Annotated in this window: 14 protein-coding genes; 10 read left to right on the top strand and 4 right to left on the bottom strand. The window is 48.7% G+C overall.

Annotated elements, in window-relative coordinates; all coding sequences use genetic code 11:
* The first annotated feature begins 128 nt into the window (after positions 1–128).
* On the top strand, positions 129–305 hold the full coding sequence (locus ACKX2L_RS07530) for a hypothetical protein (protein ID WP_497551244.1): 177 nt from the start codon (positions 129–131) through the stop codon (positions 303–305).
* Positions 306–315: 10 nt separating this feature from the next.
* Here the strand turns inward: ACKX2L_RS07530 and ACKX2L_RS07525 are convergent, their stop codons facing one another.
* Entirely contained in the window at positions 316–1,338 is a 1,023-nt protein-coding gene (locus ACKX2L_RS07525) for an AraC family transcriptional regulator (RefSeq protein WP_497551245.1), read from the bottom strand.
* Positions 1,339–1,541: 203 nt separating this feature from the next.
* Between ACKX2L_RS07525 and rhaD the strand changes: the two genes are divergently transcribed.
* From rhaD to ACKX2L_RS07510, 3 genes are all read left to right on the top strand, one after another.
* On the top strand, positions 1,542–2,420 hold the full coding sequence (gene rhaD / locus ACKX2L_RS07520; protein ID WP_497551246.1) for a rhamnulose-1-phosphate aldolase: 879 nt from the start codon (positions 1,542–1,544) through the stop codon (positions 2,418–2,420).
* 20 nt (positions 2,421–2,440) lie between these two features.
* Positions 2,441–3,862 carry an arabinose isomerase gene (locus ACKX2L_RS07515; protein ID WP_497551247.1) on the top strand — a complete coding sequence of 474 codons (1,422 nt, stop codon included), beginning with the start codon at positions 2,441–2,443 and terminating at the stop codon, positions 3,860–3,862.
* A gap of 95 nt (positions 3,863–3,957) precedes the next feature.
* Positions 3,958–5,379, top strand: coding sequence for a rhamnulokinase (locus ACKX2L_RS07510; protein WP_497552972.1), 1,422 nt, complete (start codon positions 3,958–3,960; stop codon positions 5,377–5,379).
* A gap of 54 nt (positions 5,380–5,433) precedes the next feature.
* On the opposite strand, the gene ACKX2L_RS07505 is transcribed toward ACKX2L_RS07510, so the two are convergent.
* Positions 5,434–6,633, bottom strand: coding sequence for a helix-turn-helix domain-containing protein (locus ACKX2L_RS07505; RefSeq protein ID WP_497551249.1), 1,200 nt, complete (start codon positions 6,631–6,633; stop codon positions 5,434–5,436).
* Positions 6,634–6,795: 162 nt separating this feature from the next.
* Here ACKX2L_RS07505 and ACKX2L_RS07500 point away from each other — a divergent pair, with 162 nt between their 5' ends.
* The 3 genes from ACKX2L_RS07500 (at position 6,796) to ACKX2L_RS07490 (ending at position 13,447) form a co-directional block, all read left to right on the top strand.
* The gene (locus tag ACKX2L_RS07500; protein WP_497551250.1) at positions 6,796–9,498 is read left to right on the top strand and encodes a family 78 glycoside hydrolase catalytic domain; all 2,703 of its coding nucleotides are present in this window, start codon (positions 6,796–6,798) and stop codon (positions 9,496–9,498) included.
* A gap of 219 nt (positions 9,499–9,717) precedes the next feature.
* Entirely contained in the window at positions 9,718–11,142 is a 1,425-nt protein-coding gene (locus ACKX2L_RS07495; RefSeq protein ID WP_497551251.1) for an MFS transporter, read from the top strand.
* An 82-nt stretch (positions 11,143–11,224) separates the two neighbouring features.
* Positions 11,225–13,447, top strand: coding sequence for a glycoside hydrolase family 3 C-terminal domain-containing protein (locus ACKX2L_RS07490; protein WP_497551252.1), 2,223 nt, complete (start codon positions 11,225–11,227; stop codon positions 13,445–13,447).
* Between the two features lie 191 nt (positions 13,448–13,638).
* On the opposite strand, the gene ACKX2L_RS07485 is transcribed toward ACKX2L_RS07490, so the two are convergent.
* Positions 13,639–14,514 (bottom strand): NAD(P)-dependent oxidoreductase, encoded by an 876-nt coding sequence (locus ACKX2L_RS07485; protein ID WP_497551261.1) that lies wholly within the window; start codon positions 14,512–14,514, stop codon positions 13,639–13,641.
* A gap of 83 nt (positions 14,515–14,597) precedes the next feature.
* Positions 14,598–15,836 (bottom strand): helix-turn-helix domain-containing protein, encoded by a 1,239-nt coding sequence (locus ACKX2L_RS07480; protein ID WP_497551253.1) that lies wholly within the window; start codon positions 15,834–15,836, stop codon positions 14,598–14,600.
* Positions 15,837–16,029: 193 nt separating this feature from the next.
* Here ACKX2L_RS07480 and ACKX2L_RS07475 point away from each other — a divergent pair, with 193 nt between their 5' ends.
* The 3 genes from ACKX2L_RS07475 to ACKX2L_RS07465 are packed head-to-tail and all read left to right on the top strand — an operon-like array spanning position 16,030 to position 20,544.
* Positions 16,030–17,544 carry an MFS transporter gene (locus tag ACKX2L_RS07475; protein ID WP_497552971.1) on the top strand — a complete coding sequence of 505 codons (1,515 nt, stop codon included), beginning with the start codon at positions 16,030–16,032 and terminating at the stop codon, positions 17,542–17,544.
* The gene (locus ACKX2L_RS07470; protein WP_497552970.1) at positions 17,537–19,702 is read left to right on the top strand and encodes a glycoside hydrolase family 2 protein; all 2,166 of its coding nucleotides are present in this window, start codon (positions 17,537–17,539) and stop codon (positions 19,700–19,702) included. The genes ACKX2L_RS07475 and ACKX2L_RS07470 overlap by 8 nt, the downstream gene beginning before the upstream one ends.
* Positions 19,699–20,544, top strand: a complete 846-nt coding sequence (locus ACKX2L_RS07465; RefSeq protein ID WP_497552969.1) for a sugar phosphate isomerase/epimerase family protein — start codon at positions 19,699–19,701, stop codon at positions 20,542–20,544. The genes ACKX2L_RS07470 and ACKX2L_RS07465 overlap by 4 nt, the downstream gene beginning before the upstream one ends.

The following is a 20,544-nucleotide window of genomic DNA, read 5'->3' as shown; positions in this document are numbered from 1 at the left end:
TTTCATTGAACTTTTCGAATATTTATCGTGTGCCAGTGATGTAAATTTCGGGATTTCCATAAGACATTCGGAATCTATGTTCCGAATTCCTAGGTGTCAGGAATAACGCCTACCGGATCCGGGCAGGAGTGAATGTCTTAATGCCCGGTGGCCGGGATTACACGGATCAGGGTCCGCATCACAGTGATCCGGAAGTAAGGGATTGCATGGACGATAAGGTTTTGGATGGTCTGACCCTTGCGGAACTTCAGAATAATGCAAGGCATGTGCTGGAATTTTGTCTCTCCAGGATGTCCGGGCAGTAACCCATCGCCCCTACTTTTTTGCATCCCCCTTCAGGCGGTAGTCCCTGGGACTCATTCCATACTTCCCCTTGAAGATGCGATAGAAGAAGCTGGTATTTTCATATCCTACTGACACAGCGATATCAGCGATGGGGAGCTTCGTGGTAGAGAGAAGCCAAGCGGCTTGCTTCAGCCGGCGATCCATTAGGAGATCCTTAAAGGTTCCTCCAGTATGCTTTTTAATAAAGCGGCCCAGGCTATAGATATCAAGGCTGCACTGCTCTGCGAATTCCGTTAGTGTGGCCTTTTTATAGTCCTCATTGATGTAGGTTAAGAGCTGCATAATCAGCTTCTGATCATAGGAGTCCTGAGGCATCACAATCTGATCCATATGGGAGAGGAGATTCAGGAAGAGTAGTACCATGGTCTGCTGAGACAGAAGACGATGACCATGAGGCTTCTCTAGCATGATCCAGATCAGATTCTCCATGAGGTTTTGGACGGGCAGAATCCCAGACGCATGGAAGTAGAGGTAGTTACCGCCCATGTCCTGTTCTGTCAGGCAGGAGATCAGGAAGTCTGTAAGAGTGGAAGTATTATCCCCGATTCCTCGCAGAACCTCATCGAAAAAGGGCGGCAGGATAATGAAGTTAATGGCGATATCATCCCTCTTGGCAGGCAGAATCTCTTGCTTGGCATGCTGATTCATGAAGAGGAGATCTCCCTCCTCTAGCCGTATTTCCTGCCCATCAATGATATGGGTGGTAGATCCCTGGCACATGTATACGAACTCTACGAAGTTATGGCTATGCTCTGGGAAGTGTAGGAATCTGGTATTGGGACGGATATCGATGAGCTTTCCCTTTTCAAGGAGCAGAGTGGCATCAATCTGATTCTGTTCAGACAGAGTGGACTGTCTGGTCCCCTTCGTCTGTTGGCAATCCGCCTTTGCATCTCGATAGTAGATGCTTCGATCCACAGCCTTATTGCCTTCCAGGATTCGCTCCTCTTCTGGGGTGATTTTTGATAACTGTTCCAGCAATTCTTGATTCATATTGCATCCATTATTTCGTTTATATCGAATAGAACTCTCTAAATGTAAACCAAAGCAAAGATTGGTTTACATTTCTCATATATACTATCACAGTCGTGCAAATAAGGACATAAAAATAGATAAATCGTGTCCTTAAATGGCAAATAAGGACATGCTAGTATTTCTTGTAAAGAGATCATTCACTTGGTTCAAAGGAGAGCAAGATGAAAGTATTAGATTCAAAACTATTAGAGGGCTACGCAAGAATGGCAATGGACGGCTTCAACCAGGGCTGGCATGAGAGAAATGGCGGGAATCTCACCTATCGCATGAAAGCTGAGGAAGTGGCTGAGCTCCAGGAGGATTTCAATCTGAATGGTATCTGGGAGGACTTCGGCTGGCAGGCAGGTCATGAAGCAGACAGCACATTTCCTGAACTGGCTGGCGAATACTTCATGGTTTCCGGCTCTGGCAAGTACTTCCGTAATATCCAGCTGGATCCGGCAGCCAATGTCTGCATCATTAAGCTGAATGAGGATGGATCTAAATTCATGAAGGTTTGGGGCCTGGTGAATGGCGGCAGACCTACATCTGAGCTCCCTACTCATCTGGCAAATCTCCAGGTGCTGAAGGCAAGAGATGGTGAGATGCGCGTGGTTTACCACTGCCATCCACAGAATATCATTGCACTGACCTATGTACTTCCACTGGATACCAGGGTATTCACTCGTGAGATCTATGAGATGGCTACGGAGTGTCCAATCGTCTTCCCTGAGGGCATCGGCATCGTTCCTTGGATGCTGTGCGGCGGTAAGGAAATCGGTGATTACACTTCTGAGATTATGAAGAAGCAGGATATTGCGGTATGGGCACATCACGGTGCTTTCTGCTGTGGTCATGACTTCGATGAGACCTTTGGTCTTATGCATACAGTTGAAAAGGCGGCTGAGGTTCTGGTGAAGGTAATGTCTATGTCAAAGACGAAGCTGAACACCATTACACCAAGTCAATTCAGAGAACTGAATGCACCATTCGGCGTACATATCAATGAGAAGTATCTGTATGAGAAGAAGGATGCAACCATCGGACAGTTACCAGAGTAGACATCAGAAGGAGAAGAGAGATGCTAGTAGATACTAAGGCCAGAGTTGGCGTATTTTCTATTGCCCTGGGGGCATATTTACCACAGTTTCCACAGCTGCTTCCAGAGTTCGAGAGCCAGTTTGAGAACTTTAAGAAGTCACTCCCTGACACAGTTGAAATCGTGGATGGTGGTATGGTAACCACAAAAGAAGCTGCACAGCTTGCCGGGGATAAGTTCCGTGCTGCAGATGTAGATCTGGTATTCCTGCAGCTATTAACCTATGCCACATCCTATAACATGCTTCCTGCTGTGAAGGACTTAGATGTGCCGGTGGTACTGGTAAATGTACAGAAGAAGAGAGTGCCGGACTATGCGAAAGCAGAGATTCCTGACTGGTTAGGTGAACTCTATGCATGCGGTGCTGTTGGCGAAATGGTGGCTGATCTGAATCGCTATGATATGCGTCATGATGTGATCACTGGTGTGGTCGAGGGCGGTGATCCATATGTACAGGCTGAGATTGAGGAGTGGTGTCGTGCGGCTCAGGTTCGTCGCAGATTCCGCCAGACCAATATCGCTCAGATTGGACGTCCATACCCGGGTATGATGGATCTCTACATCGATGAGTCGAATCTCTATCGTAGACTCGGTCTCTACACCAAGCAGTTTGACTGGGAGCGTATGTGGGCTATTGCGGATGAGATCAGTGATGAGGATGCAAGAGTTACAGATAAAATTTCTGATATTCATAATACCTTCGATGTATTGGGCGATTATCAGGAGTCTGATATCCGTGTCATGGCCAAGTATGTGGTGGCCTTTGAGCAATGGGTAAAGGACGAGAAGTTAGGCTTGATTGCATCCCATTATGATGGACTGGCTCAGGGTAAGGCTGGTGTATTGGATTCTATGCTGATTCCGGCATTCTCCATGCTGATTAAGCAGGGAACAGCCTGCGCAGTCGAGGGAGATATGAAGGTTGCAATGGCTATGTCCATCTTAAAGACCATCTCCGGAACCGGTCAGCTGTCTGAGATGTACTCCATCGATTTCGATGATGATATCTGCATCATCGGACACAGTGGGTCAGGAGATGCTGCAATCTCCCAGGCCAGGAAGCCAACGATGAAGGTGGTTCCGGTATTCCATGGTAAGACCGGCGGTGGATACCTGACACAGTTCTACCCTCCAACCGGGGATATCACCTATCTGGCAATCACCCAGGATGGCAATGGGAAATTCAAGTTCATCGTGGCTGAGGGTGTCAATGAGGATGGTCCAATCTTTCACTTCGGTGATACCAATATGCGTACCCGTTTCCCCATCGGAGCTCGTGAGTTCGTTAATCGTTGGAGCGAGGCTGGCCCAACCCATCATATGGCAGCAGCTCTTGGCCATCATTTGTCAACCATTCAGAAGGTTGCTAAGATCCTGAATGTTCCGGTTGAGGTTATCTGCTGAGAAGTTGGGGTTCAATGCTCAGAAGTTGAGGTTCACTGTTCAGAAGAAGGAATCCCAACGGACTGGCTGGCCGAATAAGTAGAGAAGGTAGTACTATGAAGAACACATATCTGGCTGTTGATATTGGCGCATCCAGTGGCCGCCATATCATTGGCTCAGTAGAAAATCATAAGATCCGGCTTCAGGAGACCTATCGCTTTACCAATGGCGTCCATGAAGTTCATGGACACCTCTGCTGGGACATGGATCATCTGAGAGATAGCGTGATTCAGGGCATCAAGGCCTCTGTAGATGCAGGATTTTCTCCTAAGTCTATGGGAATCGATACCTGGGCAGTAGACTTTGTCCTATTAGATAAGAATCGTGAGATCCTTGGGGATACTGTTGCTTATCGCGACCAGCGTACCAATGGAATCCGTGACCAGCTGGAGAGGGATGGTATCATCACCTTCCGGGAGTGTTATCGTCGCACAGGTATCCAGTATCAGAAGTTCAATACCATCTATCAGTTACTGGCTATTAAAAGAGAGCATCCGGAGTATCTGGAGCATGCAAGGTACTTCCTGATGGTTCCGGATTATCTGAACTATATCCTGACCGGAGTCATGATGAATGAGTACACCAATGCTTCCACAACAGGCTTGGTTAATGCTGAATCGAAGAACTGGGATCTTGAATTGATTCGAAAGATAGGGCTTCCGGAAGAGATCTTTCTCCCAATTCAGATGCCTGGAACCGTTGTGGGAGAATTGCTTCCTGATATCCAAAAGGAAACCGGTGCAAGTCTTCAGGTGATTTTACCTGCCACCCACGATACCGGTTCCGCATTCTTAGCGGTTCCAGCCAGAGATGACAACGCGGTCTTCATTTCCTCTGGTACATGGAGTCTCTTAGGTGTGGAGAATCAAAAGGCAATCACCAGTATGGAAAGCTGTCGGGAGAACTTCACCAATGAGGGCGGATATGAGTACCGCTTCCGTTACCTCAAGAATATCATGGGCTTATGGATGTTCCAGAATGCCAAGAAGGAAATCGATGCCAAGCTCCCAGAGGGAGAAACTGCTTCCTTTCAGGAACTGCAGGATAAAGCGGATGGATATGACTTAGATGTATTGGTTAATGTGGATGATGATCGCTTCCTGGCACCAGAGTCCATGCTTTTAGAGGTGCGTAAGGCAAGTCAGGAGCAGGGGGTAGAGCTTCCCCAGGATGATGAGGCGGTGTTAAATGTGATCTTCCGTTCCTTAGCAGCAGACTATGCGGCCGCAGTGAAGAAGTTAGAGCAGCTTACAGGGAAGACCTATACTGCAGTAAATATTGTAGGTGGCGGCAGCCAGAATACCTACCTGAATGCCCTTACCGCCAAGTACACAGGTCTGCCTGTATATGCAGGTCCTACAGAGGGCACAGCGCTGGGGAATCTCATCGTCCAGTTTATCCATGATGGAGTATTTCAGGATCTGTCTGAGGCGAGAGCTGCAATTGCTGATAGTTTCGATATCAAAGAGTATTCATAAATCGACGAGACGTGATTTGATTATAATTTCATGTCAATCACTTACATTTTGTAATTACCCCTTCCGATAATCCCTTGGAGATTCTCCGGTGAATCTAAGGAAGGTGGTAGAAAACTGGCTCTGGGAGGAGAATCCTAGAGAGGAACTAATAGTCGCCATGGACTTATCGGTAGACTGGAGGAGGCGTTTTGCCTCCTCTATTTTTGTTGTAGAGATATAGTTGGCGAGAGACATGCCAGTCTCTTTTTTGAAAACCGTGGATAGGTAGCTGCGGCTGAGATAGAGGGCATCGGCTAAGTCACTGGTAGTGATTCGCTCGGTGATATGGTGTCTGACGTAGTTGGTGACACGAAGAACTAGGGCTGATGGGGTATCTCCCAGACGTAGACTCTGAACCTGAGAGGTGAAGTCCATAATCATATGGAGCTGTAGATTCATAATACGATCTGCTGTCTCAAGAGTCTCACATTTTTTGATATAGAGGTCGCTGAGGGAGAGGGCATCATCGATATGCAGTCCACCATTGATGGCGGCTCGCGAGGCGAGAGTGGTAGCGACGATAAAGGTGTTCTTCATCTGTCGGAGCTGATTTGCAGCCAGGATTCCAGGACGAATGGATGGCACATGGGAGATCCAATCCTGCAGTCCTGCCATATCTCCATTCTCGATGAATCCAAGCATGGTTTGTTCTACAGAGTAACTGTTGTGGGTTATCTCTGATGGAGAGATGAAGTCCCTAGACTCAGACTGGCTCTTAACTGTCTCTGTTTGTATCTCCTCCATGGTCTCATTGACAATCTCCACATCCTTTACGCTGATCTTCTTCTTAGTCAGGGCGAAGTAGAGAGCGCATAGAATCTGAATAGTTGTGGAGATGGGCAGGCAAACCAGGGATTGAATCTCCTGCTCAAAGGCCTTATGGGCATTACCTGTGAGATTAAGGGCGAGGGCTACTTTACGAATCATAGCATGGGAGAGTGGAACTTCACTGGTGGGTCCAATGATTAGAGTTTCATCTCCTACATGCAGGAAACCATAATAGAGAAATTCCTCTGTGACATAGTAACCTATTTCCTGTTGCAGTTCTAAGAGGATCTCTCGATGTAGGTCAAGGGGATTGGCCGAGAAGTGGACAGGAGACATCTGATAGATGACATCTTCCCCTTTTAGATACACTGTCTGCAGTCCTGTGAGATTACCAACGATCTGACACATATAGACCTTATCATCCATGCTGACTCTATTCATATTCATATCCTGGTCCATCCTACCTTATGCTCTGTATTGTCTACTCATATCATAACAAATCAGATGTAAATTACATAACAAATCTATAAAAATAATAACAAATACATAAGAGTAATCCTTGGAAACTTGGTACATTACAATCAGATATTTTCTAAGAAGGAGGAGCGTATGAAAGCAATTCGATTACGGACAGAGTATCTGGTGAATCCAGTTGGTATCAGTATTCAGAAGCCACGACTCATGTGGAATTGTGCGAATGGTGATAAACAGGATGCATATCAGATTCAGTGTTTTTCTATAGATTATCAGAGGCAGGAGATTCGTGGGGGAATGCCGACAGATGAGAGCATCCAGGAGGACCTCTATGATGAGTCCGATCTCCTCTGGGATAGTGGACGTGTGGAGTCACAGGCTATGCAGGCTGTATTCCCACTGGAACTAGAAAGCCGTCAGGAGATTCATTGGCGAATTCGTCTCTGGGGAGACAGCAGTGAGACAGCAGGACCATGGGCAGAGGCCAGCTTCGAGATGAGTCTCCTAGAGGCCTCGGACTTCACAGCCCAGTGGATTACTGGTGACTACCATGTGAGGAAAAAAGAGCGTTATCCAGTGGATTGCTTCCGTAAGGAGATTACCCTGCAGGGACAGGTGCAGAAGGCACGTCTCTATATCACCGCCTGCGGTCTCTATGAGGCCTGCTTAGATGGAGAGAGAATCGGAGACATGGTGATGGCCCCAGGCTATACCGACTATACCAAGCGTGTACAGCTCCAGACATATGATGTGACAGATTTCCTGAAAGAGGAACGTTCTCATGAAGGGAATGAGGACAGGGAGAAAAACCGCCCTAAGAACCCGTCTGATGCCCAGAATACAAAAATTTCCCACACAGTAACCGTCGAACTGGCAGATGGCTGGTACAGAGGCTCCTGCGGAGCATGGGGACTGAAGAATCAGTATGGCAAAGAGACCAAACTCTATGCTCAGCTAGAAGTGACCTATTCTGATGGTAGTAGAGAGGTCATCAACACAGACTCATCCTGGGAATGGTCCAATGATGGCCCAATTCGCCTGGCGGACAATAAGGATGGAGAGATTGTAGATGGTTGTATGACTCCAAGCTACCAAGGTTATGCCAAGGTGACGCATCATCCTGTGATTCCAACTGCCTCGAATAATGTGGCTGTGAAGCAGCAGGAGAGATTCCGTCCTGCGATTCTCCATACGCCAAATGGAGAGACTGTATTGGATTTTGGTCAGAATATAGCAGGCATTATTTCCTTTACAGTATCCGCCCATTATGGTCAGAAGATGGAGTTTTTATGCGGAGAGATGCTGGATCAGGATGGGAATTTTACTCAGGAAAATATCCAGTTAAAGAGAAAGGGTATCGTCACTCCTCTTCAGAAAATCCAATACATTTGTCATGAGGGACAGAATCATTATGAGACAAAGTTTGCCTTCTTCGGATTCCAATATGCCTTGTACAGAGGAGATGTAGAACTCCAACCAGAGGATGTGGAAGCTGTAGCAGTCTATTCCGATATGGAGCAGACGGGATTTTTTACCAGCTCCCATCCATTACTGAATCAGTTTGTGGATGCAACCATCTGGTCTGCGAAGGGCAATCACCTGGATATCCCAACGGACTGTCCTACCAGAGAGCGCCATGGATGGACTGGAGATGCGCAGATCTTCTTTGAGACAGCCAGTATCCTCTTTGATTTTGCACCATTTGCTAGAAAGTACCTGCAGGACGTATTCGACTGGCAGAAGCCCAATGGTAAGTTGCCCCATATCGTCCCAGAGGGTGGCGCAGACTTCTATATGGCCTCTATGAATGGCTCCGTAGGCTGGGCAGACATCGGCATTCTGATACCTTATCGCTATGCAAAGATCTTCGGGGATTCCACGATTCTAGAGCGCTACTACGATGGGATGGCTCGCTATGCCAGATTCATGGAGTCTCGCTGTGGGAAGCGGATGCCAATTTTCGCTGAGCACATCAAATTATCCAAGAAGGCACAGAGATATCTGGTGAATACAGGTCAGAGCTACGGCGAATGGGCCGAGCCAGAGGATGTATGTAAGTTCCGCTGGCAAGACTTCGTTGCGCCTCATCCGGAGGTGTCCACCGCCTACACCGCGTATGTACTTAGTCTCATGGCAGAGATTTCAGAGGAGCTTGGACATGAAGCAGATGCCAGGGAGTTCCGGGAGACCTCAGCAGGTTGTCGTATGGCTTATCAGGAATTAGTTGAAACCAAAGAATACACACTGGATACAGATCGACAGGCCAGATTGGTGCGTGGTCTATATTTCCATCTCCTAAGCGGTAAGCAGGCGGAATATAGCAGAAAGCGTCTGATCCAGGCCCTGGAGAACTATGGATGGCGCCTGGGTACAGGATTCCTATCTACACCACTGATTCTATATGTACTGCAGGATATCGATATCGAGGCTGCCTATAAGCTCCTCTTCAATGAGGAGATCCCAGGCTGGTTATCCATGCCGAAAAATGGAGCCACCACGATCTGGGAGAACTGGAATGGTCCATACAATACCCAGGGCGCAGGCCTTGGTTCTCTGAATCACTATTCCAAGGGTGCTGTCTGTCAGTGGCTCTTCGAATCCATGTGTGGCATCCAGGTAGATGGTGAGAATCACTTTACCATTGCACCTCATCCAGGTGGTGGCATGGAACATGCCCAGGCACGCTACAGAAGTGTCTATGGTGAAGTGTCCAGTGGCTGGAAACAGATGGATACAGGATATACATATCAGATTACCATTCCGGCAAACTGTACAGCCACAGTTATCCTGCCAGGTAGAGATCCTAGAGTCTATGGCCCAGGTAGTTATGTTCGATAAATGTAAATCATCCTGATGACTGGTGGATAAATCTAGTGTCCAACCCATCGTAAAGTTGAGAACAATCAAAAATTTTGATTACAAGAATAGAAAATTAGGCAGTATGAAAAGAAGAGAGACAAGGAATGTGTCTAATTTGAATATAGGATGGGAATAAAAACCAGTAGGGAGAAACTGGTTCGTAAGTATAGAGCAACATTATGTTGCATGGAGGTTTTTATGAGGTTGCCAAATAGTATGGTGAAATCTAAGGAAGTGACCCAGGCCGAACGATGGCTGGGTTACCTGCTTGGGCCTGCAGGTGCCCTGCTTCTTAATGCAGTACTTGCAACTTACTTGAATGTCTATTATACGGATGTACTGAAGCTGACAACCATTGGCGGTGGTGCATTCTTAGCTATTTTTCCAATTGTATCGAAGGTGTTCGATGCCATTACCAATGTGGTCATGGGATATATCATTGATCGCACCAAGTCCAAACAGGGAAAGGCACGTCCGTGGCTATTCCTATCTGCTTTTCTGGTGCCATTCTCTGGTCTGCTTTTATTTGTAGTGCCGAGAAGTAACTGTATTGTACAGATGATTTGGGTGGTATTCTCTTACAATCTCTTTTACTCCATTGCTTATACCATCTATAACATGAGCCACAATCTCATGGTGCCATTATCTACTAGAGATACTACAGCAAGAGGTGGCTTATCTGTATTCAACCAGATTACCACCATTATGATGAGCGGTATCTTAGTGGCACTGGTATTCCCAATGCTGATTATGCCAATGGTTGGCGTAGATCCTCATAAGTGGCTGACATTAATGGGTATTCTCTCGATCCTGGCGTTTCCTTTGACTCTGATGGAGTACTTTTTCACAAAGGAGAGAGTCACAGAGGAGATTGGTAATCAGCAGGAGACCATGTCTCTGCGAGAGCAGATGAAGATCGTCTTTACAGACAAGTATATGGTCCTTGTCTACATTTACTTCCTGATCTATACCATTGGATCATCCATGAAGAATCTGGGGCTGGTCTACTTCTGTAACTATGTGCTTGGTACCTATAATGATGGCTCCACACAGACTATGGTATCAGTAATCGGCGGTATCCCAATGGGACTGGGAATCTTCTTGGTATGGCCAATTGCTAAGCGAATCGGCAAGCGTAATATCACAATGTTTGGATTTATTATCTATGCTCTGGGAAGTTTCATCTGCTGTATGAACCCAACCAATATGACAGTTGTTCTGGTGGGACAGTTTATTAAGAATATCGGTGGTCTCCCAAGTGCATATGTTTTCATGGCTCTTTTCGCAGATTGTCTGGATCATATCGAGTGGAAGTCGAAGGTCCGTGTGGATGGTGCGGCTATGAGTATCTATAATATCATCGCCGTATCTACCGTGGGTATGTCTACAGGACTCTTCAATCTGATTCTGTCTAAGACAGGTTATATCGCACCGAAGATCAATGAACTGGGACAGACCATTGCTGCAAAACAGCCAGAGTCCGTACTGCAGGCCATTACCTTTAGCTTTGTCGGTCTAGAGGCCATCACAGGTATTGTGCTGGCGGTGATCCTATTCTTTGTAAATGTTGAGAAGAATATCGATAAGGAGCAGGCTGAGATTAAGGCGAGACATGAGGGATAATGATGGATATTGGCAAGGAACAAGCCGAAATCAAGGCATGATATAAGGAGTAATGATGAATATAGAAGAGTTAATTAGGAAAATGACAGTTGAGGAGAAGGTGGCCCTGGTTTCAGGGACAGACTTCTTCTACACCAATCCGATTCCGCGACTTGGCATCCCAAGTCTCTGCATGTCAGATGGCCCTCACGGACTGAGAAAGCAAATCGGAGAGGGTGACAATGGAATCAGCCAGTCGGAGCCGGCAACGGCTTTTCCGACAGCTGCAACCGTGGCTACCAGCTGGAATCCTGAGAATGCTCGCCGGCTGGGGGAGGCTATCGGCGAGGAGTGTAAGTACTATGATGTACATACCATTTTAGGACCTGGAATTAATATCAAGAGGAATCCACTCTGCGGACGTAATTTCGAATACTATAGCGAGGATCCTCTGCTGGCGGGTGTCATGGGAACTGCAGAGGTAGAGGGGGTGCAGAGCACAGGGGTCGGTGTATCCCTCAAGCATTTTGCACTGAATAATTCTGAGAACTACCGATTCTTAGGAAATTCTGTGGCCAGTGAGAATACCATTCGTAATCTCTATCTGAAGCCATTTGAATATGTGGTGAAGCACGGGAAACCGGCAACAGTGATGTGCGCCTATAACCAGATCAATGGAACCTACTGCTCGGAGAATAAGTGGCTCTTAACAGATGTGCTTCGTGATGAGTGGGGCTTCGATGGTGTGGTGATGTCCGACTGGGGTGCTGTCCGTGATCGAGTGGAGGCACTGAAGGCTGGCATGGACTTAGAGATGCCAGGAGATACCGCCATTTGTCGCCGCAGATTATTGGATGCCCTGGCAGAGGGAAGTCTGTCAGAGGAAGTGCTGGATCAGTCCTGCCTCCGGATCCTGAAGTGGATCAATACCTATGTGCCACAGGCTGGCAGTGCGAATCAGGAACAAGCAGGTAGCACGAACCAGATGGATGCTGCTAGGTCGGTATCGACTTCCGCAGAAAGGAAGACCGCACCCGACTGGACAGCTCATCATAAACTAGTCGCAGACATCGCTGCTGATTCAGCGGTTCTCCTGGAAAATGACGGTGTGCTGCCGTTGTCGGCTGAGACACCAGTGTATGTGGACGGTTTATTTTTCCATAATATGCGCTATCAGGGAGCAGGAAGCTCCATGATCCACCCCACTCAGGTGACCAGCCCTGAGGATGCTTTCCGTCAACATGGAGTGAAGATGGTTGCGCTAGAGGAGAGTCAAGTTGCTCTGGCCTTCATCGGACTGACAGATGACTATGAGTCGGAGGGTAGCGATCGCGAGCATATGAGACTGCCAGAGGAGCATATCGAACTGGTAGAGCGGCTGATTGCTAGCGGGAAAAAGGTTGTAGTTGTATTATTCGGCGGAGCACCTGTGGAGCTGCCATTTGCAGATCGGGTGAGCGCCATTCTAAATATGTATCTTCCAGGGCAGAATGGGGGAGAAGCGGTCTATCGTCTGCTCTATGGCGAGGTCAATCCATCGGGTAAGCTGGCTGAGACCTGGCCGATGCACTACGAGGATGTGCCTGGGCATGAGGAATTCGGAAAGCACAGGGTAGAGGTATACCGTGAGGGCTGTGAGGTAGGATATCGCTATTATAATAAGCATAAGATTCCGGTTCGTTATCCATTTGGATATGGGCTGAGCTATAGCAGATTCCAGGAGAGTGACTGGGAGCTTGTGATTGGTGATGCAGTTACCTACCAGAATACAGTCGCACACCAAGATGTAGTTACCTACAAGAAGACTGTGACGAATGTGGGAGACAGGGCAGGTGCTCAGGTTGTAATGCTCTATCTGGATGGAGAACTGGCTGGTTTCAATAAAGTGTACTTAGAAGCCGGCGAGACGAAGACTGTGTATGTTACGGTGGAGAAGGAAGAGCGGCAGCAGTATTCCGATGAATATACCATTCCAGCTGATGAGCCAAGTTTCCCTGTAAACTTGGAGTCTCGTTTCACAGACCTAAAACAGAGCTTTATGGGTCGAATCCTATTCAATGCAGTGCTATCTGTAGCAGACAAACAGGCTAAGGAAGCGGAGAAGATGCCTGAGGGTCCAGAGCGAGATAATAAGGCTAAGGGAGCACAATTCCTAAGACGAATCCTGGAGAGTAACTCTCCTAGATCCATGTCTATGACAGCAGGAAAGTCCTTCCCCTATAACTTCGCGGAGGGATTCGTAGAACTCACCAATGGCCATCTGATTCGAGGAGCAGCTTGCTTCTTCAAGAAGATTAAGGTCCCAAAATTGCCCAAGGAGGAGTAGGAAATTGGGAGTTCTTATAGCTAAAATTTGATGAGTTGTAAAAGCCTTCTTTACTGGCCATGAACCTACCTCCAATTGTTAGACCAAAATTCTAACGATTGGGAGGTCGGTTTTTGTGGCAAAATACAGATATGAATTCAAGAAAAAGTTGCTCTAATAATCTTGCAGATGTATGAAAAGGGATTTCAATTTCATTCTTTAATATCATCCATGTAGTGCTTCAAGAGTGCCTGCGATCCGTTATTTGCTTCGCCGTGATCTGAAAGGTCCTGGCAGATATCCCGGACTGCTTCTGTGATATCAAGCTTCAGCCCGTGTTTTTCGGCATTTGTGTCGGCCAAATTCATGTCCTTAATGAAGTGCTTCATAATGAAACCGGGATTGAAGTCGCCTTCCATGCCCTTTTTGGCAACGTTCGACAACTGGAAACTCCCGGCTGCGCCGGTTGCAATGGTGTTCACCATCATTTCTTCATCCAGGCCGACGGCTCTTGCATAAGCGATGGCTTCACAAGCCCCGGCAAGGGCACCTGCGATGGCAATCTGATTACACATCTTGGTATGCTGGCCACATCCGGCCTTTCCGGTATAGACAATGTTTTTTCCCATGGCTTCAAAGGCAGGGTAAACAGCATCGAAATCTTCCTTGTCACCTCCCGCGAGGATCGTCAGTGTTTTGGCTTTGGCACCGGAATCGCCTCCGGTTACCGGCGCATCCAGACCATGGAAGCCGGCTTCTTTTGCTTTTTCATATAATTCTACGGCAAGCTTTGGGTCGGATGTGGTCATGTCAACGAGATAGGTGCCGGGAGCTGCTCCTTCAAAGATGCCGTTTTTTCCAAGATAGACTTCTCTGACATCTTTTGGAAAGCCGACGATCGTGATGACAAGATCCTGGTCCCTGGCGCAAGCTGCAGGTGAGTCTGCCCAGACAGCACCCTCCGAGATCAGGGCCAAAGCCTTTGCCTTGGTCCGGTTGTAGACCGTCAGTTGAAAACCTGCTTTCATCAGGTTTCTTACCATGGAGGACCCCATAATTCCGGTTCCAATAAAACCGATTTTCTGAATACTCATTGTTACTCCTTCCTTTCTCTTTTATATCTCTTATTTTTTGTTGGTAAGATTGAAATAAACTGCAAATCAGATAGCCATCACTGCGGCGCTTTGTGTTTCTTACGATACTGAGCGGGCGTGCAGCCTGTAGTGTCACGGAAGCTCTGGATAAAATAGTTGACCGTGTTGAAAGCGAGGTTCTCGGCGATTTCACGAACACTCATGTCGGTGGATTCCAGCAGTACCTTGGCGCGCTTCACCTTGGCGTGGCGGATGTACTGGCTGACCGACATCCCGGTTTCTTTCTTGAATTTCTCCGTCAGATAGTATTCTGTATAACCCACGAGGGAGGCCATTTCGGAGACGCGGATTTTCCGGTCAAGGCTGAGTTCGATGTAGTCGCAGCATTTCTGAATTTCGTGGGAATATCCCGGATTTGTGCGGAGATAATGGACGCGGTAGATAAAGTCATGATACATGGCGTCTGCCAGTGCGGAAAGCTCGCCGGAATCCTTGCTGTCCTCCACAGCCTGGAGATAAGAGTCACCTACTGCGTAAGCAATTTCAGGCGACAAGCCGGCTTCCATGGCCGCGCGGCTGACCAGGGTGGTAAAGACGACAACACTGGTCTTTGACTGTCTCAGCGGATCAGCACTTTTAATGGGTACGCCGGGGCTGAGGTCGATGCTGCGCTGAATAATGGTATGGTAATTGATATCGCCGTTGCGTACCATCTGCAGCATGGCGCGTTCGGACAGCCATATTTTTTCCCGGTTTCGCGTGTCGACAGGCATTATTTTGTCCTCGGGAGAGGAACTTATGGAAGCCAGTACCTCAGGGCCGAGCTGTTTACCTGTCAGGGTGTTGTGCACCAGCATCACATAGCGTGAGAAAATGGCGTAGGGCATCACAGGCATCTGCGGAAGCGCAGCGATCAGATCTCTGCTCCAGCGGGCGTTTTCGTGTGTGTCAATAAATGGTCGAAGAGATGTGCGCAGCTGCTGCTCGGAAGGCTCCGTGTAGAACACGGGGCCGATCACGAAGATCAGGCTTTGCTTTCGCTCATCCTCAAAGGTGACAGCCCATTGCATCCCGATCGAAGAGCCGATCAGAAAGGGAAGGCTATGATCAGTATTTTTTGTAATCTTTTGTAACTTCTCCTTTGCTCCGAGAATGGAAAAAGCCTTTGCAAGAAGCTCCGAGTTTTCTGCGGGACAGGTGGAAGCGATCAGGTCACAATTTTCGTTGTAGCACCACACATACAGCTTTTCATTGCTGGAAATAATAGATTCAAGCAGAAGAAGATTCTCTTCTCCCCGCGTCATGTCATAATCCATAAGTCTTATGCACCCCCAGTTTCGCCGGTCTTTTTTTCACTGTATCACAATCATCCCACAGGAACAATAATCATCCTGAATTTTTGTAATTTTTGCAGGATTATTGGATTTACACTGATCCTGGCTGTTTGGTATTATGCCATTGCAAACGAAACAAATCCAAAAATCCACAAGAAAACAGGGGGATAACACAATGGAAGAAAAACTCACGCAAAGTCAGATCGACGGTGTTGAATATCGCCGTGCCAAACTCTGGCAGATCATTCTCGTCGCCTTCAACGCCTTCAACGGCATGGCCGTGTATTTTCTGATTGGCCTTGCCAGCTACTCGGCCAGCATCGGCTATGGCATCGCGACTGTGGTAGTCGGCGGTCTTTTGACCTTTACCCGCATTTTTGATGCGATTACCGATCCGCTGCTTGCCTTCGTGTATGACCGCTTCAACACACCCTTCGGTAAAGTTCGTCCGCTTCTTTTCATCGGTTGGGTGATCGAGTGTACCGGGCTCCTGTGCCTTTTCAATCTGTGCTCCAGCAAAGGACACGGCATTCCCGTGTTCCTGGCATGCTATATGATCTATGTAGTCGGCTACACCATCGTGAACATGACCGCTCAGACCATCCCTGCCCTGATGACCAATGATCCGAAGCAGCGCCCGACCGTTGGTGTTTGGCAGACTGCCCTCAATTACATCACACCGATGGCTCTGAACATCATTGTTTACACCAAAATCATGCCGGCAATGGGCGGCGGTTTCAATCAGGATTTCCTGAACGTGGTCTGCTGGATGTGCATGGCCATCTCCTTTGTCGGTATCGTTCTTGTCAGTATCGGTGTTTCTGAGTACGACAAGCCTGAAAACTTCAGGGGCATCGGCAAGACAGAGCACCTCAAGCTGAAGGATATGGTCGACGTGCTTTGTCACAATAAGCCGCTGCAGAGTTTCATCATATCTGCGTCCTCCGATAAGATTGCCCAGCAGGCTGCTTCCGCCTCCATCGTCAGCACGATGCTCAACGGCATTCTGATTGGCAATATGGGCCTGGCGACTATGCTGAGCATGATCGGTATGTTCCCATCCATCATTTTTGCCATTTACGGTGCACATTACGCCGGTAAGCACGGAAACAAGGAAACCATCATCGCATGGACCCGCTACAGCATCTTTGCTAACGTCGCCATGATTGTGTTTTTCATTATCACGAAATATACTGTTGGCACAACAGCGATCTCCTCATCTCAGCTTTTTAAGGTTATCTTCGTTGTTCTGACCTTTATGGTTAACGGTTTTGCCATGTGTATCACCACTGCCAACACCGGATTTATAGCTGATATCATCGACTTTGAGCTGGACCGCAATGGTAAATACATCCCTGCCGTTGTGACCGGCACTTACAGTCTGGTGGACAAGATCGTGTCTTCTTTATCCGCTGCTATCGCCACAGGCTGTGTTGCCCTGATCGGCTATACCTCCACCATGCCCCAGCCCACCGACCCGCAGACGGACGGTATCTTCTGGATGACCATGTTCCTGCGTTACGGTCTCGCAATCCTGGGCTTCATCTGCACGCTGCTGGCCATGCGCAAGTGCAAGCTTGGCCGTGCCGAGATGGTTGAAGTACAGAAACGTATCAACGAGAAGAAAGCAGCAGCACAGGAAGAACTATTCGATAAAGAGCTTCATAAGGGGGATCCGAAAAATGCGTAAAATTACCACCTTGACAGACGGTTGGCGTTTCGGGAAGAGCCGGGATGCCATGATCGAGAACGTCACACTGCCGCACACCTGGAACGCTGTTGACGGACAGGATGGAGGCAATGATTATTATCGCGGTACCTGCTGGTATATGCGCGAGCTTACAGAGGAGGAGACAAAAGGTGAGCGCCTGTTTCTGGAAATCAATGGCGCTGCCAACACCTGCGAGATCTGGCTTAACGGCGAACGGCTGACTCATCATGAAGGAGGTTACTCCACATTCCGCGTGGAACTGAGCGGGAAGCTGCAAAAGCAAAAGAAGAATCTGCTGGAAATCTCTGTAAGCAATGAGGATAATTCGACGGTCTACCCCCAGAAGGCAGATTTCACCTTCTACGGCGGTTTGTACCGGTCGGTAAATCTGATTTCCGTTCCGGAGGAACATTTTGAATTATTAAAGGACGGAACCCCCGGCATCAAGGTCACACCAGTGGTGGATCTGGAAAGTAAAAGCGCCACGGTTACGGTGGAAACCTGGCATAATGGCAAGTCGGTCGATATCACCGTCAACGGCGAGACCCGGACTGTGGAGCACTGCGCTGAGTTTGTCATCGAAAACGTTCATCTTTGGGATGGATTGAAGGATCCCTATCTCTATACTGCTACGGCAAAGCTGCCTTCAGGTGATGAGATTTCCACGCGTTTCGGCTGCCGCGTCTTCACATGTGACCCCGAGAAGGGCTTCTTCCTCAACGGCCGCAGTTACCCGCTCCGCGGCGTGAGTCGTCATCAGGACAAAAAGGGCAAGGGCAATGCCCTCTCTTATGAGGATCATGCTGCCGATATGGCCATTATCCGCGAACTTGGTGCGAACTCGCTACGGCTTGCCCATTACCAGCATGCGCAGGAGTTCTATGATCTCTGCGATGAAAACGGTATCGTGGTCTGGGCGGAGATCCCGTATATCACGATGCATATGCCAAACGGGCGGCAGAACACGCTCGATCAGATGCGCGAGCTGATTACCCAGTGCTACAACCACCCCTGCATCGCGGTCTGGGGCCTTTCCAATGAGATCACCGCGGCCAGCGCCGTGAACGAGGAGCTGCTGGAGAACCACCGCGCGCTCAACGATCTTTGTCATCGTATGGATCCCACTCGACTGACAACAATGGCCAATGTTTTTATGCTGGAGATCGATAGTCCCATACTTGAGATTCCTGATATCAACAGCTACAATCTCTATTTCGGCTGGTATCTAGGGGAGCTGGAACAGACCGATGAGTTCTTTGACGAGTACCACGCGAAGTATCCGGAACGTGTCATCGGATTCTCGGAGTACGGTGCGGACGCCAACCCCGCCTATCATTCTTCTAATCCCCAAAAGGGAGATTACACCGAGGAGTATCAGGCACTCTATCACGAGCATATGCTCGCCATGATTGAGGCGAGGCCATATCTCTGGGCAACGTACGTGTGGAACCTTTTTGATTTTGCGGCAGACGGCCGTGACGAAGGCGGCAAGCACGGTGAAAATCAAAAGGGACTTGTGACTTTTGACCGTCAACTGCGAAAGGACGCTTTTTATCTCTACAAAGCAGCCTGGAACAAAGAGCAGCCCTTCGTCCACATTACGGGTAAGCGTTATAAAAACCGCGCCGAAGCCGAGACCGAAATCAAGGTCTACTCTAACTGTGATGAAGTGAAGCTTTATGTGGACGACATGCTGATCGGCACGCAGACGGGAAAGACGATCTTCCGCTTCCGCATCCCCTTGCTGGGCGATCAGATGATCCGGGCCGAGGGCGACGGCTGCAGCGACGTCACGGTGATCCGCCGCGTCGATGCGCCGGATGAGAGTTACATCTTCAACAAAGCTGCGGCCAGCGTCACCAACTGGTTCGATGCGGACGAAATCGACCCGAACTGCTTCTCTATCAACGACACGCTAGGCGAGATCCGGCAGAATCCGGAGGCCGGGGCGATCGTGAGTGCTATGATGGCGAAAGGAGCCTCCGAACGGGGAGACGTGGCTGACGTAGTGAAGGACAATCCCGCACTACAGCGCATGATGGGGCGCATGACCATGGTGAGCCTTCTAAAGCAGGGCGGCGCGGATGAGGAATCCATCAGGCAGCTTAACAGGGTATTGCAAGGGATCAAAAAATGAAGACTTATGTTCAACAGATTATGCTGGGTACGGTGACCTCGAATGAAGCACAGGCTCGCAAGACACTGGAAAAAATCAAGGCGGTAGGATACGATGGCCTTGAGCTCAATTCCTTTATGATCCATCCGACCGGTCTTCTGGTGCGCATGCTGACGAAAGCGGCCGGCATGCCCACCGGAAAGGGCGGAAAACTCGACTGGCACGCGCTGCTGGCGGAAAGCAATCTTGGCGTTTCCAGCCTTCATACGGACCTCGGCAGCCTGGAGCGTGACGCTTCTGCTGTCGTTGCAGAAGCAAAGAGTTTCGGCACGGATAAGGTCGTAATCACTGGCATGTACCGTTTCGACTATAGCGACGAAAAGGCTTTGCACGACTTGGCCGGGCGGCTGAACAGAGTGGGAGAAGTGCTGAAAAAAGAGGGCATCGAGCTCCTCTACCACAACCACAATGTCGAACTGCTGCCACTCGGAAGAGGAAAACGTGCTTACGACGTACTGATTGACGAGACGGATCCATGCTTTGTCAGTTTCGAGTTCGACAGTTACTGGTTCACCGATGGCGGGGCAGATGCGAAGAGCTGGATGAAACGACTCGGAAGTCGGATGAAGCTCTGGCACGTCACCGATCGTGGCAGTCGGCAATCAGGTCCGACGATGACACCGATCCTAAAGTCAGACAGCATGGAGCTTGGCACCGGGAACATGGATCTCGATGGTCTGCTCGCAATTGCACAGGAAAACGGCGTGGAGAGCGTCATTCTGGAGAGTCATAAAAACTGGGTGAATAAAGACCCGATTAAAAGTCTGGAAGTCAGCGCTGCCTGGTTGAATGAGAGGAAATAA

Source organism: Porcibacter vitabionis (assembly GCF_046263795.1).
Classification (GTDB): domain Bacteria; phylum Bacillota; class Clostridia; order Lachnospirales; family Lachnospiraceae; genus Lachnocurva.
Note: the sequence above shows the minus strand (reverse complement) of the source record. Positions and strands in the feature narration are given on the sequence as shown.

What these genes read in the sequence shown, in the direction of transcription:
- rhaD (WP_497551246.1), top strand. Translation starts at nt 1,542, where the DNA reads ATGAAAGTATTAGATTCAAAACTATTAGAGGGCTACGCAAGAATGGCA.
- ACKX2L_RS07490 (WP_497551252.1), top strand. Translation starts at nt 11,225, where the DNA reads ATGACAGTTGAGGAGAAGGTGGCCCTGGTTTCAGGGACAGACTTCTTC.
- ACKX2L_RS07505 (WP_497551249.1), bottom strand. Translation starts at nt 6,633, where the DNA reads ATGAATATGAATAGAGTCAGCATGGATGATAAGGTCTATATGTGTCAG.
- ACKX2L_RS07515 (WP_497551247.1), top strand. Translation starts at nt 2,441, where the DNA reads ATGCTAGTAGATACTAAGGCCAGAGTTGGCGTATTTTCTATTGCCCTG.
- ACKX2L_RS07480 (WP_497551253.1), bottom strand. Translation starts at nt 15,836, where the DNA reads ATGGATTATGACATGACGCGGGGAGAAGAGAATCTTCTTCTGCTTGAA.
- ACKX2L_RS07465 (WP_497552969.1), top strand. Translation starts at nt 19,699, where the DNA reads ATGAAGACTTATGTTCAACAGATTATGCTGGGTACGGTGACCTCGAAT.
- ACKX2L_RS07475 (WP_497552971.1), top strand. Translation starts at nt 16,030, where the DNA reads ATGGAAGAAAAACTCACGCAAAGTCAGATCGACGGTGTTGAATATCGC.
- ACKX2L_RS07500 (WP_497551250.1), top strand. Translation starts at nt 6,796, where the DNA reads ATGAAAGCAATTCGATTACGGACAGAGTATCTGGTGAATCCAGTTGGT.
- ACKX2L_RS07525 (WP_497551245.1), bottom strand. Translation starts at nt 1,338, where the DNA reads ATGAATCAAGAATTGCTGGAACAGTTATCAAAAATCACCCCAGAAGAG.
- ACKX2L_RS07510 (WP_497552972.1), top strand. Translation starts at nt 3,958, where the DNA reads ATGAAGAACACATATCTGGCTGTTGATATTGGCGCATCCAGTGGCCGC.
- ACKX2L_RS07495 (WP_497551251.1), top strand. Translation starts at nt 9,718, where the DNA reads ATGAGGTTGCCAAATAGTATGGTGAAATCTAAGGAAGTGACCCAGGCC.
- ACKX2L_RS07470 (WP_497552970.1), top strand. Translation starts at nt 17,537, where the DNA reads ATGCGTAAAATTACCACCTTGACAGACGGTTGGCGTTTCGGGAAGAGC.